Annotated in this window: 2 protein-coding genes; both read left to right on the forward strand. The window is 59.0% G+C overall.

The genetic code is table 11. The features are described 5' to 3' along the window. The first annotated feature begins 67 nt into the window (after positions 1 to 67). On the forward strand, positions 68 to 10306 hold the full coding sequence (locus AC72UB_RS12045; protein WP_505190042.1) for a S8 family serine peptidase: 10239 nt from the start codon (positions 68 to 70) through the stop codon (positions 10304 to 10306). A 13-nt stretch (positions 10307 to 10319) separates the two neighbouring features. After that, positions 10320 to 17099: an Ig-like domain-containing protein gene (locus AC72UB_RS12050; protein ID WP_505190003.1), complete on the forward strand. Its 6780-nt coding sequence runs from the start codon at positions 10320 to 10322 to the stop codon at positions 17097 to 17099. The last annotated feature ends 1 nt before the right edge of the window (position 17100 follow it).

Here is a 17100-nt window from a genome sequence, read left to right on the forward strand (position 1 = left end):
CGTCAGTGGTGAGCAGCAGACCCCGTCAGTCACTGCGTTGTCCGATGGCGGCTGGGTGGTGACTTGGATGTCCCATGGGCAGGACGGTTCTGGCTGGGGCGTTTATGGCCAACGCTACGGTTTGGACGGTGCTGCAAGTGGCGCCGAGTTCCGGGTCAACTCCTTCGTCAGTGGTGATCAGCAGACCCCTTCAGTCACTGCATTGTCCGATGGCGGCTGGGTAGTGACTTGGATGTCCCAATGGCAGGACGGCTCTGACTGGGGAATCTACGGCCAACGCTACGGTTTGGACGGTGCTGCGAGTGGAGCCGAGTTCCGAGTCAATACCTACGTCCAAAGCGTCCAGGCAAGTCCTTCAGTAACGGCGTTGTCTGACGGCGGCTGGGTGGTGACTTGGCATTCTGCCGGCCAAGATGGCTCGTCTTGGGGTATCTATGGTCAACGCTACGGTTTTGACGGTGCGGTTAGTGGCGCCGAGTTCCGGGTCAACTCCTTCGTCAGTGGTGATCAGCAGACCCCTGCGGTTACTGCGTTGTCTGACGGCGGCTGGGTGGTGACGTGGATGTCCCATGGGCAGGACGGCTCATCATGGGGAGTCTACAGCCAACGCTATACCGCCGATGGATACGCTTATGGCAATGTCGACCTGCGGTTAATCGGCGCACCGACCGATGACCGATTGGTCGGTGATGCCGCTGACAACACTTATGCAGGGGGGCATGGAAACGATTTGCTCCGCGGAGGTGCGGGTAATGACCTGCTGATCTCGGGTAGTGGTGTTGATGCCTTGTTCGGGGACGCAGGCGATGATCGGCTCGTGGTGTCGGATAAGTTACTGGTACGCGATGCCCTTGACGGCGGCGATGGGTCTGACACGCTGGTCGTATCGGACGGGATGGACCTAACTGGTTCTACAATCAACCGAATTGAAAACCTGAAAGGCAACGGAACCATCATACTTCGTGGTGACCAACTGGCCGGAATGACCAGCATCGATGGAGTGGCTGTACAGCTTGTGGGCAGTTCGACCGCCTTCACCCTGCAAGGCGGCCTGACCTTGCGCAACGATGCGCAAGTCCGGCTCGCTGGTGCCGATCTGGTTAATGCGCCTGATGGCACGCAGATTTTCGGCACGAAGAACGATGACATGTTGACCGGCAACGCTGATGCCAATGTCATTGCAGGCGGTCGCGGAAGCGACACGATCCTGGGCGGAGACGGGAATGACACTCTCTATGGTGGCAGCGGAAACGATGTAATCGGTGGCGGGGCGGGTGATGATCGAATCGTCGTGCTTCCGTCTGAAATGCCCGACGCTTGGGTTTCGAGCTATACTAGCGATCGTCTTGACGGTGGTACCGGCACAGACACGCTGGAAATCCGCTACGGCAGTTACGGTCAGCGATTCAATATCAACGATGGCGCTCTCGTTTCGGTTGAGCGGCTGATCCTTTCAAATCTTAACTACAGTCATCTATCAATGTCTGCCGCACAATGGCGCGAATTTGAGAGTGTTGTTCCAAATAGTGAGATCCGCTTGGTACTGGCGGGCGACGGCGGCAATATATCATTCGCCAGCCTTCAGGGCAGCGCAGCGTCAAGATGCTACCAGTATCTGGAAGGTACCTGGGGCGAAATCGACGCCCGCAGCATCACCGCCAACATCGAGCGCCTTACCCGTTTCGACAGCCTCTGGCTTGGCGAAGGTGGCGACCGGATCCTTATCGATTCGGATGAGATCTTTACCCTTACCGCCGGTGCCGGTGATGACCTAATTCGCTTCAGTGGCTCACGACTCGCCGCGACAATCGACGGCGGAGCCGGCGAGGACAGCCTCGACTTGTCTAGCAACACGTATCTTGACCTGACAGCAGCGACGCTGACTGGGGTCGAGACAATCAACCAGGGTAATGCCACGCTGCTGGTGACCCAGCAGCAGCTTGATGGGTTTAGCTTCGAAGGCGCAGGAAAGAAGTACCTCAAGGACGGGATCAGTATCATCGGCACTCAAGAGGCCGACAGCTTCCAGGGCACTGGGGTAGAAACCTTCCGGGGCGGCAAGGGCGATGACTCGGTCAGCAACGTTAACACCTTTGTGCTGAGCGGCAATAGCGCCGATTACAACTTCACCCGTAACGGCGCGCAACTGACGATTGAACATGCGCGCGGATCGCTGGCCGATGGCACCGACGTATTGTCGGGCGTGATGAACCTGAAGTTCGCCGACGGCCTGCCCATGCAGTTGGATGATACGCCAGACAACGCCGGGCTGTTCTTCGGCTTAGCCGACCGTTCGCGACTGACCGATGTCGCCTATGATAAACAGATTTCGGGCAGCAAGAGCTATTCGGTCGATACCGATGTCTTCAGGGCGACGCTGGTTCCTAATTCCCCCCTAGCGCTGGAGGCGTCTTCGCAGACAGGTGGCGGATGGAATTTCAGTTTCTGGGATGCGGCCACCGGACAGCAACTTGCTTTCCGTTCTCTAGTGAACGGCGAAGTATACCATGTTTACTACCATTGGATGCAGGCAGGCAATAAATGGCTTCCCGGTTTTCAGACAAGTGAAGGCTTTCGTCCTTACTCTGGGGGCGAGATTGTTTTCCAGGCCAACATCTACACCGACGCCAACATTAACAAGGGTCAGACTGACTACGCCTTCACCCTACGATATCTTGATGATTACGCGGGCAGCATCGCCACCAATGCGACGCTTGACCCGCAAATGGGCGAGATCCGTGGTTACATAGGCACCAAAGCCGATAGCGACTGGATCGGGACCGAGCTAATTGCTGGGACCAAGTATGAATTCAGCCTAGCCGGCCTTTCCTCTGGTAGAGGCACACTTGTCGATCCAAAGCTGCGGCTGATGGACGATGCTGGACGCCACATCCTTGACGGTATCAACAGCAGTGTGAACACGGCGGGGCTGGATGACAGTATAGTTTTTCGCCCTCTGAGCACGGGCACGTATTTCCTTGCGGTGTCGGATGTTGCAGGGTTGTCGACCGGCTCTTGGACTCTGACGCAAAAAAGCCTTGATACCATCGCTGGTAACGTCTCGACTACCGAAAGGGTGGAATGGGGAAGTGCAAAGCGCTTTGCCGTATCAAGCGAAATCAATGCGCTGACAGATCATGATTGGTTCCGCGTTTGGCTCGATAAGGGTATTAGCTACACTTTCCGTGCCTTGGGCAGCGCTGGCGGAGGCGGCACGCTGGTCGATCCGCTTCTGGCATTGCGCTCGGCCACCGGTATCCTTGTATCGCAAGGTGACAATGACGGAGACAGCACAAGTTCCCGTATCACATTTGCAGCACCGGACTCTGGCTGGTATTTCCTAGACGCAGGCGCCTTCGGCAATGCCTCGAAGGGCACCTACATGATCCATGGCTCAACGCTCGTGGACGACTATGCTGGTGGCTCGCAAACGGAGGGCAGCGTTGAAGCGAACGGTAGCCCAGTTTCAGGCCTGATCTCATTCAGTGGCGACAGTGACTGGTTCGAAGTTGGCCTGAGCAAGAACCAGACCTATGTCATCGAATTGGCGGGCGACCTCTCGGACGGTGCGCAACTGGACCCGCTGATTGATCCGCTACTTCTCATCCGAAGCCAAGATGGTTCTATCATCGCGCAGGTCGATGATTTTGGGGGCTCGTTGACCCCCAGAGCCTATTTCCGCCCCGCAGCTGACGCAGTCTATTTTATCGAGGCAAAAAGTGCCTTCCGCTTTGCTGTGGGTGCCTATCAACTGAAGGTTGGTCTTGCACCGGCTGACGATTTTGAAGGCACCATGACCGGTGCTGCGTCGATCGTCATCGGCACCAGCAGAACGGGCGAGATTGGCATTCCAGGCGACCGAGACATGTTCAAGGTCACGCTGGAGGTCGGAAAAGTCTATCAGATTGGTCTGGCGGGAATGGCAGGTCACGCTGGAACAATGACCGACCCGCATCTACGCATCTTCGATGCTGCTGGGCGTTTGGTCGATTTCGATGCAAATGGTGGTGTGGGCAATGATTCCCAACTGTATTTTAGCCCAAGTGTGAGCGGCGTCTTCTATATTGAGGCCTCAGCCAACGGCGATCGTGGCATGGGGACATACAGCGTACAGGTTGTGCAGCGCGATCTGCCTGCCGACGATTATGCGGGAAACTTATCAACTGCTGGCCATATCTTGCCTGGTCAGGCGATAACCGGAACGCTTCTGACCCACCACGATCAGGACTGGTTCCGCGTGACTTTTGAAGGCGGTAAAGACTATGTCCTTCGACTGCAAGGGTCAAGCAGTGGCAATGGAACGCTATCGGACCCGCTCCTGGAAATCCGTGATGCTGGTGGCGCTCTGGTGCGAAGCATAGACAATACGCTTTTGGCAAATGAGTCGGCCACCCTTTTTGCCCCAGTTACGACCGGGACCTATTTCCTTGTAGCACGCGCCGCTGACGGCGCTACCGATACGGGCAGCTACCGACTTGTCGTGCGCGCGCCGGATGACCACGGCAACACACGTGACGATGCTAGTGCCATGGTGCTGAATGCAACGGTAGATGGTGCCATCCAGTGGTCTGACGGCGATTTCGGGGTGCGCGCCTTTGACAGTATGGGCCTAGCCACCGACATGGACGAGGACTGGTTCCGGTTCGAGGCGCAGCAGGGGCAGGTTTTGTCTTTCCGTGTCCAGATGGCGGAGGGTTCGACCCTGAGCCGACCGATGGTCGAAATCGTCGACGCGCTTGGCCGTATGGTCGCACTTGCCGACGGCCTAGAAACCGTCAACGGCAATGCCACCGCGATGTTTCGCGCAGCAAGTGCGGGCACATACCATGCCCGCGTGATCGACGGGGCCGGTGCGACAGGCAGCTACAACGCCACTCTAAGCACGGGTGACGTTTCGGACGAAGATGCGAATGGCGTGGTAGCCTTGGCATTCGATAGCGATGCCACTGTGCCGAAGGCCGAAGCGACGGCGCGCCTTGGCCTTGCTGAAGACACTGACAGCTTCGATGTCGTGCTTCAGAAGGACCACAGCTACCGGATCGAGGTTATCCCCGTGCGCGATGGCACTACTGCACCGCTTGCGTCGGGCCGACTAGGTCTTTCATGGCACCCGACCGGTGTAGATGGCAGTGAGGCGGTTGAGATTGTGCGCGACTACGGCACTGCGTCGTTTTTTGACAGTACACTGTTCACGGCGACAAGCGATGGTGCTATGCGCATTGCCGTTTCAGCAGACGATACATTGCAGACCGGCCAATACCGTTTGCGTGTCACCGACCTTGGTCAAGACGAACTGGATCAGAGCCCTGACCGAGTGTCGGATTATGATTCTGATCGCCACGGCGTTTTAGCAGTGAACGAGAATGTTGCCGGCAAGATCGACAATCTGGATGACAGTGACCTCTTTGCAATCGACCTGACCGAAGGTCAGGTGTACGATTTTTCGGTCAAGGGCTTCGCGGATGGTATTGGCACTTTGGCGCAGGCCAACCTCACATTGCTGGACGCGGCGGGACAACTGGTTAGCAGTGGACTGTTCGATCCCGAAATGGGCCGTACCGATCTTGTGATTTCGGTCTTCGACACCGGTCGATATTACGTGAAGGTTTCACCTGCCGAACTCAGTGGAAATACTGGGACATATATTCTGAACACCCAGTTGCGGGACGCTATCAGCCTTCCCGCCGACGACATCTCTGGCGATAGCCGTTCCGGTGTTAGCGTCGCGCCTGGCCGCACTATTGCAGGGCGGATCGACTATGCGGGCGATTCAGACTGGCTCCGGATGTCGTTGGAGGCAGGCAAGGTATATGTCCTTGACGTTCTGGCGGATGGCGATGGCGCGGGCGGTACCCTGCTGGATGCCACCCTACGCCTGTTTAACGAACAGGGTGTTGAGATCGCCAGCGACGACGACAGTGGTGCAGGGCGCGATGCGAGGCTTCAAGTGGCGCCCCTTGTGAGCGGTACTTACTACCTTGATGTTGGCGGTGGGGCGGGCGCGACGGGGACCTATACTGTCCGGATGCGTGAGTTGTACAGTGGCGAAGCCGATCCCCTGCGAAGCGCTCAGTGGTATTTGCCAAAACTCGGACTGGACAGGGTCGACGGGCAGGTCAGCGGGGCTGGCGTCACAATCGGTATGATCGACGACGGGATCGACACATCGCACCCCGATCTGATGCGCCAGATCGACTATCGCAACAGCTATGACACGGTCGGCAATACCAACGACGGTAAGAATAAGATCCCCTTCCCCACCATTCCCTTCGGAGATTTTCACGGAACCGCTGTTGCAGGACTGATGGTGGCTGAGGCGAATAACGAAACCGGCATCGTCGGTGTCGCCCCAGATGCCGAAGTCGCCTCGATTCGCGTGAAATGGACGTGGGAACAAATCACCGAAGCGTTAGGGCTGCAACACCAGTTCGACATCAGCAATAACAGCTGGGGGGCCATTGCGCCCTTCTCGGATAATTTCAATAGCAGCAGCCTGACCTTCGCTTATGAAGCTTTGCGCAATGGGGTCGAGGATGGCCGAGAGGGCAAGGGGACTGTGTTCGTGTTCTCGGCGGGGAATTCCTCTGCCCATGGCATGAACACCAACTACTTCAACTTCCAGAACGCGCGCGAAGTCGCCACCATCGGTGCCGTAAATGAAGATGGAAGCGGCGCATCTTTCACCACACCCGGAGCCAATGTCCTCGTTGGTGCTTACGGGGTGAACCTATTGACGACCGACCGGCACGAACCAGGTCTTGGTCTGGCCGGCGGGAGCAACTACACAACGTTCAGCGGAACCTCGGCAGCCGCGCCGGTTGTCTCTGGTGTCGTGGCGTTAATGCTAGAGGCGAATCCGTCTCTCGGCTACCGTGACGTTCAGAAGATTCTCGCCTATTCGGCCGCACATTCGGAAGTTCAGGACTGGAAGACCAACGGTGCTTCGGACTGGAACCTCGGGGGGCTTCGGTTCAACGATGTTAGTGGCTTCGGACATGTTGATGCTGCCGCTGCTGTTGCGCTAGCCGAGACCTGGACCGAGACTAACAGCGCGATCAATGAGCGCGTCGTCTCTGCAAGGTCCTTTGGTATGAATACCAGCATTCCCGATGCTGGCGTGTGGAGAAAGACCTTCACGATCGCAAATTCGCTGCGCGTCGAACATGTGGAACTGGGCATTGACCTCTCGCATACACGGCTTGGTGATCTTGTGATCGAACTGACTTCGCCTAACGGCACAGTTTCGACGCTTATGAACCGCCCGACCGTCAATGCCGAACAGCCCTTCGGCCTGACCGGAGATGATAGCGGTGTGCCGACGCACCTACTTTGGGATTTCTCGTCAGTGCAGTTCTGGGGTGAAGATTCTGCCGGTCAATGGACGATCACAGTCCACGACCTGCGTGCCGAAGAAACCGGCTCCCTGTCTAGCCTGTCGCTGCGCGTCTATGGCGAGGATGAAGATGGCAACAACGTTTATATTTTCACCGACGAGGGTTTTGCTGATGTCGCGCCTGGCGTGCTTTCGGACGAGCGGGGTAACGACCACATCAACGCCGCACCTGTGCATCATGATATGATGATCGATCTTGAAGGTCGCCAAATTGCCGCCAATGGCGTCGGGCATCGCATCGACAACTGGACAGTGATCGAAGACGCAACAAGTGGCAGCGGCGATGACCGGTTGGTCGGAAATGCTGCTGCAAACCGCCTGAACGGCCGTGGTGGTGACGATGTGCTGGAAGGTGGGGTGGGCAACGACACGTTGATTGGTGGGAACGGGGCCGATGTGGCGCGGTATGGCGATACAATGGCGGGCTACCGTCTGTCATGGAATCCGATGACGCGGCTGCTGTCAGTCATTGATGTGAAGACGGCGAACGGCGATGACGGGAGCGACCTGCTGTCGGGAATTGAACGGCTGATGTTTACGGATGGTGAGATCAATCTGGCGCAGCAGACGGGCAACGCTGCCCCGATTGCCAACCGTTCGGTCTTTGATACGCCGGTGATCGCGGGCAGGGGCATGGGCCTTTACTATGACTTGCCGGACAACGCTTTCAGAGACGACGGCGGTGCCGAGGAGACGCTGCAGTTTACCGTTACCGCAGCGTCAGGTGGCGAATTGCCTGATTGGCTGGGATATGATCCTGAAACCGGCAAGATCGCTGGTGTTCCGCCCGAGGATATGCTCGGCCAGATCCGTCTGCTGGTCACGGCCACAGATTCCTTTGGCCAGAGTGCCACCGAAATGCTGACCATTCAGTTCGGAGATAATCAGGCACCGCTCATGGAGTATCCGCGCGAGCTTGTATTGGCCGAGGATTCTGGTCTGGTGCACCTTGGCCTGACAGTACCCGTTGATCCCGAAGGAACGATGGTCGAAGTGACAATCCTCGAGGTGCCTATACTTGGCACACTACTGGACAAGGCGGGCAATACGCTTTCCGTAGGGTCGAAGATAGCTGCCAGTGACCTGCAGGAACTGCATTATCAGACTGCAGGCGATGCCAATGGCGATGCTGGCTTGTTGCGCTTTGTTGCGCAAGACGAAGATGGCGTGGCCGCTGAAACCGGACTGCGGATCTACATTGATGCGGTTAATGACGCGCCGCGATTTGCGACGCCGTCTAGCAAGCTAGTTATCCAGTTTCCAAGTCAGTCAGAGGTGGCACTTGATCTGGCCCGCCCGTCTGATCCAGAAACTAAGCTCACCGATGTTCGCGTCGTCGCTCTACCGGCATTGGGGCGCGTCCTTTTGGACGGACAGGTATTGGCAGTCGGTCAAATGCTGACTTTGGACCAGATGGCGCGATTGAGCTTTGCGCTGTCAGAGAATGTGAATGGACCAATTGGTGCGCTAACCGTTCAGGCCCGCGATTCACAGGACGCGCTAGCCGAATGGAGCCTGAGCTTGGAGGTGCAGGGCGAAGCCGGTTCGACGCAGGGAACCGCTGGACATGATGCTCTTTATGGCAGCATCGGGCCTGATACGTTGTATGGCTATTCAGGCAACGATGTGCTTGTGGGCAACGCGGGCAGCGACCGCCTTTTGGGTGGGCTGGGCGAAGATACGTTGGTCGGTGGCAGCGGCAATGACCATCTCGACGGGTCCAGCGGCAATGATTACCTCGATGGTGGGACGGGCACCGACACCATGAGTGGTGGTCCGGGCAACGACATATACATCGTCGAAAATCTTGGGGATGTGGTTCTTGAGGTTGTTTCCGGCGGCGCAGGTGGGAAGGACAGCGTGGTCACAGCAGTCAGCATAACGGCACCTGCCAATGTTGAAAACCTCCTGGCCCAATCTGGCCCTGCCATCGATCTGACTGGAAACGCGCTGGACAACAGCCTTTCCGGAAACGAGATGGACAACCAACTGCGCGGCCTTGCTGGACGCGATGTTCTTATTGGGCATGCAGGTGATGACACGCTCGATGGCGGTGTGGATATTGATCGTATGCTCGGTGGAGCGGGCGATGACCTCTACTTTGTCGACTCGCGCTTTGACGAGGTGGTCGAAGTGTCGGGCGAAGGGATCGACAGTGTGCGGGCAACTAGTAGTTACACGCTTTCGGCACATGTCGAAAGGTTGTATCTGCAGGAAGGCGGTGACTGGACAGCCGGCGGCAATTCACTTGACAACCTTCTGGTGGGCAATTCAGGTAACAATCTGTTGTCTGGCGGCCTTGGCCGGGACACGCTGGAAGGCGGCATTGGTAACGACATCTATGTACTGGGCGACACGCTTGATTTGATCCTTGATGCTGGCGGGATTGATACTATCAGATCCAGCCTAGACATCGTCCTGCCTAGCGATATCGAAAACGGCGAGTTGATGGGGATATCAGATGCCAGCTTGTCCGGCAATTCTGGTGCGAACCGGTTACAAGGCAACACCGGCAACAATATTCTGGATGGCCAAGGCGGCGTTGATACCCTGACCGGTGGAGCTGGCAGCGATCAGTTTATCTTCCGCTCCAATGGACCGGCTTGGCCTCAAGATTTGGTCACTGATTTCAAGGCGGGTGAAGATCTGTTGGTCATTGATCTTGCGTCCTACGGTTTTGATCTGAAGGACATGGGTGTAGTGGCTTCGGGCCTTGTTTCGGCTGGCTCTTTTGTCAAGCGGGCCGGAGCGATGGCGCTGGACTTGGACGACCACTTCATCCTCGACACTGCACAGAACAGGTTGTTCTTTGACACTGACGGCTCTGGAAGCGCGGCCATGGTGGAACTAGCGCAGTTTGGTCCGAGCCTCGACACTAACTTCGGTGCCAGCAGCCTTTACGTCGTGATCTGATCGGGGGACCTGCATGAGCCTGCTCTTGCTTGCTGCGCCCGATCTTGCTCGCGTTTCTGTTGGCATTCCAAACCTGCACTATCTCGAGCCACTGGGGTTTTCGGCTGAAGGTCGGCTGCTCTTGGTGCGCGCAAGCTATACCGACAGTTTCGATGCCAACGGATCGGACCTGCGAACCGCCGTTTGGATCTACGATGTGGCCGCAGGTTCCTACACCATCTGCTTGAACGAGGTGGTGGCGGTCGATGCGGCGCTAGCGCGTGAAACAGACATTTTGTCCGCCAGTTTTGCCGGTGGCACGGAAGCAGAGCCACGTTTGATCGTCCACAGCGCTACCGACGAAGTCGAGGGCAGCGAGCAGCTATCCGTCGTTGTCGGCCAATCCGTGCAATCGAACATTCTCGGCGGAGTTCTGGGCGCGAATGTCCTACCGTCGTTGCAGACCTACGCCATCACCGAGGACGGGCGGTTTTTGGCAATCCAGACCGACAGCAGCCATTTCTCGGAGTTTGACACTAACACCACGAGCGACATCTATTTGATCGATCTTGACACTTGGAAGGTGACAAGGGTCAGCCTACTGGAAGGTGCGGAGGTTTATGCGTCGGTGTCTCTGGCTGGGGTGAGCGCAGATGGTGCCTTGGTCCGTGTAGCCTTCACGACCGAAGCCACATTTGCCCGCTCGGATGGCAACGAAGGCGCAAGTGACCCTGCCGGCCGTGTCGATGCTTATGTCTGGACCTGCGCTTACGTCGAGGGTGGTCTAATTGGGACGGGGTCGTTCCAGCTTGCTTCAGTGAGCTTGACGAACACGGCCAGTGGCTGGGTGTCGGCCGATTGGCCGCTTGCACTCACGGGCGAAGGTCTGTTCTTCACCAGCAGGGCCGCGATCCTTTCGGCCAACGACGACAACGGAGTAGAGGACGTATTCCTGTTCAGCTCTGAGGGGAGTGTCCAGCGTATCGGTCCCCCAGATTTGGCAGGTTTGCCCGAAGGTGCGCGGTTTATGGACAGCAGTTCAGATGGCCGCCTCGTTGCCCTTCTTGCAACGCCAGCAGAAGGTCTTCCTGCCGTAAGTGGGATCGCTCAGTTAATCGTGCTGGACCGTGAGACAGGCAATTGGATTGTAGCTTCAAGCGGGCCATCGGGTCCGGCGGATGACATGGTCATAGCTGCAATCATGGCTTCAAATGGCGGTTCCGCGGCCTTTGTGACGCAGGCGACGAACCTTAGCGGTGGGACGGCAAGCGCAGCAAGTGGCAGCCTCTATGTGATTGGTGATCTTTTCGGGCGGACCAACGGTGATACGACCGCCCCCACGGTTTCGACCTTCAGCCCCACCGACGGCGCCACGGGTGTGGCGGTTAGCAGCAACATCGTTGTGACCTTCAGCGAGACGATCGCACGGGGAACTGGCAACATCGAGCTGCGTGCTGGCTCAGCCACAGGGGCGATTGTCGAGACCTTCAACGCGGCCACAAGCGCCCAGCTGACCCTCTCCGACAACCAGCTGACCATCGACCCAACCGCGACCCTGTCCAACAGCACCCAGTACTTCGTCGTTATGGCCTCTGGCACGATCAAGGACAGCGCTGGCAACAACTACACAGGCACCAGCACCTACGACTTCACCACCGTCGCGGCGGGACCAACCGAAGGTAGTGACACCTTAGTCGGCACGGTGTCGAATGAAACAATCAATGGGCTGGGTGGAAATGACACAATTAGTGCGCTTGCTGGCAATGACACGCTGGATGGCGGGGCTGGCGACGACACGCTGGAGGGTGGCGCAGGTAATGACGTTCTGACGGGGGGCGAAGGAACGGACACGGCGAGCTATGCGAGTGCCACGGCTGGTGTGACGGTGAGCTTGGCGCTGGCGACGGCGCAGAACACGGGTGGCGCTGGCACGGACACGCTGGCGACGATCGATAACCTGACGGGCTCAGCGTTCAACGACGTGCTGACGGGCAGCGCAGCTGCGAACCGGATCGAGGGCGGCACGGGCAACGACGTGATGAACGGCGGTGCTGGGATCGACACGTTGGAGGGTGGCGAGGGCAGCGACATCTATCTGGTGACGTTGCTGGCCGACAAGACAGCGGCAGAAATCACCGACACGGGCACCACGGGCACGGACGAGCTGCGCTTTGCGGCAACTGCAGCCGGCACCCTCACGCTGCTTGCAGGAGATACAGGCCTCGAGCGGGTTGTGATCGGCACAGGCACAGCTGCAGCGGCCGTGGCGACGGCCACGACAGCTCTGAACGTCGATGCGACCTCGGCAGCCAATGCGCTGAGCATCGTCGGCAACGCTGGGATCAACACCCTGACGGGCTCCGCCTTTAACGACACGCTCGATGGTGGCGCAGGCAATGATACCCTGATCGGGGGCCTCGGCAACGACAGCCTGATCGGCGGCGCGGGCATCGACACGGCGAGCTATGCGACGGCGACAGAGGCGCTGACGCTGTCACTTGCAGTGCTGACGGGCCAATCGGCGGGCAGCTTTGGGACCGACACCTTCTCGGGCATTGAGAACCTGACGACGGGTTCAGGCAATGACAGCCTGACCGGGGACGCCAATGCCAACACGCTGATCGGCGGTGATGGCGACGACACGCTGGATGGCGGTGCGGGCAATGACGTTCTGACGGGCGGCGCTGGGGCGGACACGGCGAGCTATGTGAGCGCGACAGCCGGTGTGACGGTGAGCTTGGCGCTGGCGACGGCGCAGAACACGGGTGGCGCTGGCACGGATACGCTCACGACGATCGATAACCTGACGGGCTCAGCGTTCAACGACGTGCTGACGGGCAGCGCAGCTGCGAACCGGATCGAGGGCGGGGCGGGCAACGACGTGATGAACGGCGGTGCTGGGATCGACACGTTGGAGGGTGGCGAGGGCAGCGACCTGTTCGTCATCGCGCTGGTTGGCGACCATGTTGCGGGAGAGACGATATCTGGGGGCGATGGCACGGACGAGCTCCGCTTGACAACTGTAACGGCCAGTACGCTGACGCTGCAGGCCGGCGTGACGGGGATCGAGCGGATTGTTATCGGCACCGGGACGGGGGCCACAGCGACGACGACTGGTACGGTTGCGATCAACGTGGACGCAGCTGCTCTGACGAGCGATATGTCGATGACGGGGAACTCCGGCAACAACATCCTGACGGGCGGCTTAGGCAACGACACGCTGGATGGCGGAGCAGGCAATGATACGATGCGCGGCGGCGCAGGCGATGACAGCTACGCTGTGAACGCCACCGGCGATGTGGTGGACGAGAGCATTGCGGGCAGCAATGGCACGGACACGGTGCTGTCTTCTGTGACGTATACACTGAACACCACGGCGGCAGGGGGGATCGAGAACCTGACGCTGACGGGGACAACTGCGATCAACGCCACCGGCAACGCGCTGGCGAATATGCTAACGGGGAACGCGGGCAATAACAGCCTCACGGGCAACGATGGCGACGACACGCTGGAGGGTGGCGCAGGTAATGACGTTCTGACGGGCGGCGAAGGAACGGACACGGCGAGCTATGCGAGTGCCACGGCTGGTGTGGCGGTGAGCTTGGCGCTGGCGACGGCGCAGAACACGGTTGGCGCCGGTACGGATACACTTGCGACGATCGAGAACCTCAGTGGCTCGGCCTTTGGCGACAGGCTGACCGGCAGCATTGCAGCCAATCTCCTCGACGGCGGCGCCGGCGACGACACTCTTACCGGCGGTGCGGGCAATGACACCATCGTTGGGGGCGATGGGACGGATACGGTGGTGTTCTCCGGAACCCAAGGAGCGACCTCAGTTGTCTACGACAAGGCATCAGGTGTGTTCACAGTCACGGGTGCGGATGGCACAGATAGGATGTCCGGGGTCGAGTTCTTCCAGTTCTCCAGCGGTACAGTCTCGGCGGAGAGCCTCTCTTACGAGGTTCTGACGGCCGGTAATGACACGCAGAGTGGAAGCGAGTTGGATGACCGGATCGACGGGCTTGGGGGCGATGACACGATCTCAGGTCTTGCCGGCAACGACGGGCTTCGCGGTGGTTTGGACAATGACGTGCTCGACGGCGGCGACGGCAATGACGTGCTGGACGGTGGCTCTGGCGACGACACGCTCACTGGCGGTGCTGGCAATGATGCGCTGACCGGGGGCGATGGCAGCGACACGGCAGTGTTCAATGGGAACCGTGCCTCTTATGTGATCAGCTATGCGGCAGGTGTGTATACGGTTTCTGGCCCCGAGGGGACGGACGTTCTGACGGGGATCGAGGAGCTGCAGTTTGCGGACGGCACGATCGACATTCCGGCAATTGTCTCAATTGCCGGGACCTCATCCTCGGTCCAAGAGGGCAACAGCGGGACGCGTGAAGTCAGCTTCACGGTGAGCCTCGATGAGGCGTCCTCGCAGCAGCAGACGGTCGGCTATGCGATCGTGCTGGGCAGCGGTGGGGGTTTTGCGAGTGCGGCGGATTTTGTGGGCGGCACGGCACCGTCCAGTGGGACTCTGACCTTTGCTCAAGGCGAGAAGCTAAAGACGATCACGATCTTGATCGCCGGGGATACGCTCTCAGAAACGGATGAGACTTTCACGGTTCAACTGACGACGCCCTCCTCTGGCCTTGTGCTCGGGACCTCGAGTGCGACAGGCACGATTGTGAACGATGACGCTGTGACGCTGACGTCTGGCAATGACAGCTGGACGGGGACATTTGGTGACGATTGGGCGCTTGGTCTTGGCGGCAATGACACGCTGAACGGTGGTTTGGGGGATGACCTTCTTGAGGGCGGGGACGGCAACGACAACCTGCAAGGCGGTGATGGCGACGACACGCTGGATGGCGGTGCGGGCAATGACGTTCTGACGGGCGGCGAAGGAACGGACACGGCGAGCTATGCGAGTGCCACGGCTGGTGTGACGGTGAGCTTGGCGCTGGCGACGGCGCAGAACACGGGTGGCGCTGGCACGGACACGCTGGCGACGATCGATAACCTGACGGGCTCAGCGTTCAACGACGTGCTGACGGGCAGCGCAGCTGCGAACCGGATCGAGGGCGGCACGGGCAACGACGTGATCAACGGCGGTGCTGGGATCGACACGCTGGATGGCGGCGAGGGCAGCGACATCTATCTGGTGACCTTGCTGACCGACAAGACGGCGGCAGAGATCACCGACACCGGCACCACGGACACGGACACGGACGAGCTGCGCTTTGCGGCAACGGCAGCGGGCACTTTGACGCTGGCGGCAGGTGACACGGGCCTTGAGCGGGTTGTGATCGGCACGGGTACAGCCCCATCGGCCGTTGCGACGGCGACGACGGCGCTGAATGTCAACGCAGCCGCGGCAGCTAATGCGCTGACCATTATGGGCAACGCTGGGATCAATACGTTAACGGGGTCCGCCTTTAATGACACGCTAGACGGCGGCGCAGGCAATGACGTGCTGATCGGGGGCGCTGGCAACGACATCCTGATCGGCGGCGCGGGCAATGATGTGATCGACGACGGCCTTGGTACTGATACGATTGACGGCGGAGAAGGCATCGACACCCTTCGTCGGCAGCTCTCTTCGGATTACGACTTCACCTTCACGGCTGTTGTCGACCTAGCTGCGGGCAGGTTCTACAGTGTTGGTTTCCCTGAGCCATTCGACACTCTAATCTCTATCGAGAATGTCGACATGCTGGGCACGTTCGATGACATCCTGCTCGGGTCCTCGGTGGCCAACCAGCTATCGGGCGGTGGTGGCAACGACAGCCTTTACGGCGATGCAGGCAATGACACGCTGATCGGCGGTGATGGCAACGACACACTGGATGGTGGCGCGGGCAATGACGTCCTGACGGGCGGCGCAGGTACCGACACGGCTAGCTATGTGAGCGCGACATCCGGTGTGACGGTGAGCTTGGCGCTGGCGACGGCGCAGAACACGGGTGGCGCTGGCACGGACACGCTGGCGACGATCGAGAACCTGACCGGCTCAGCGTTCAACGACGTGCTGACGGGCAGCGCCATCGGGAACCGGATCGAGGGCGGGGCTGGCAACGACGTGATCAACGGCGGTGCTGGGATCGACACGCTGGATGGCGGCGAGGGCAGCGACATCTATCTGGTGACCTTGCTGACCGACAAGACGGCGGCAGAGATCACCGACACCGGCACCACGGACACGGACACGGACGAGCTGCGCTTTGCGGCAACGGCAGCGGGCACTTTGACGCTGGCGGCAGGTGACACGGGCCTTGAGCGGGTTGTGATCGGCACGGGTACAGCCCCATCGGCCGTTGCGACGGCGACGACGGCGCTGAATGTCAACGCAGCCGCGGCAGCTAATGCGCTGACCATTATGGGCAACGCTGGGATCAATACGTTAACGGGGTCCGCCTTTAATGACACGCTAGACGGCGGCGCAGGCAATGACGTGCTGATCGGGGGCGCTGGCAACGATACCTTCATTTTCACCGCTGTGGCACAGTCCGGCATAACTGCGACAGCGTCGGATGTGATAGCCGATTTTGTACAGGGCGAGGACAAGATCGACATCAGTGCTATCGATGCCTTTGCAGGATCAGCGAACGTCAATGATACCTTTATCTGGCGAGGCACTGCGGCATTCAACAGCACCACTCAAGGTGAAGTTCGGTACGAGAAGTTTGATGTTACTGGAACCGCCAACGATCACACAATGGTCTGGATCGACAATGACGTAGACACCGTCGTGGAAACGGCGATCCGTTTGACCGGTTTGTATGACCTAACGGACAGCGATTTCATCCTCTAAG

The sequence above is a fragment of the Allotabrizicola aquatica (SeqCode) genome, from assembly GCF_965194375.1.
GTDB classification, from domain to species: Bacteria; Pseudomonadota; Alphaproteobacteria; order Rhodobacterales; family Rhodobacteraceae; genus Tabrizicola_A; species Tabrizicola_A aquatica.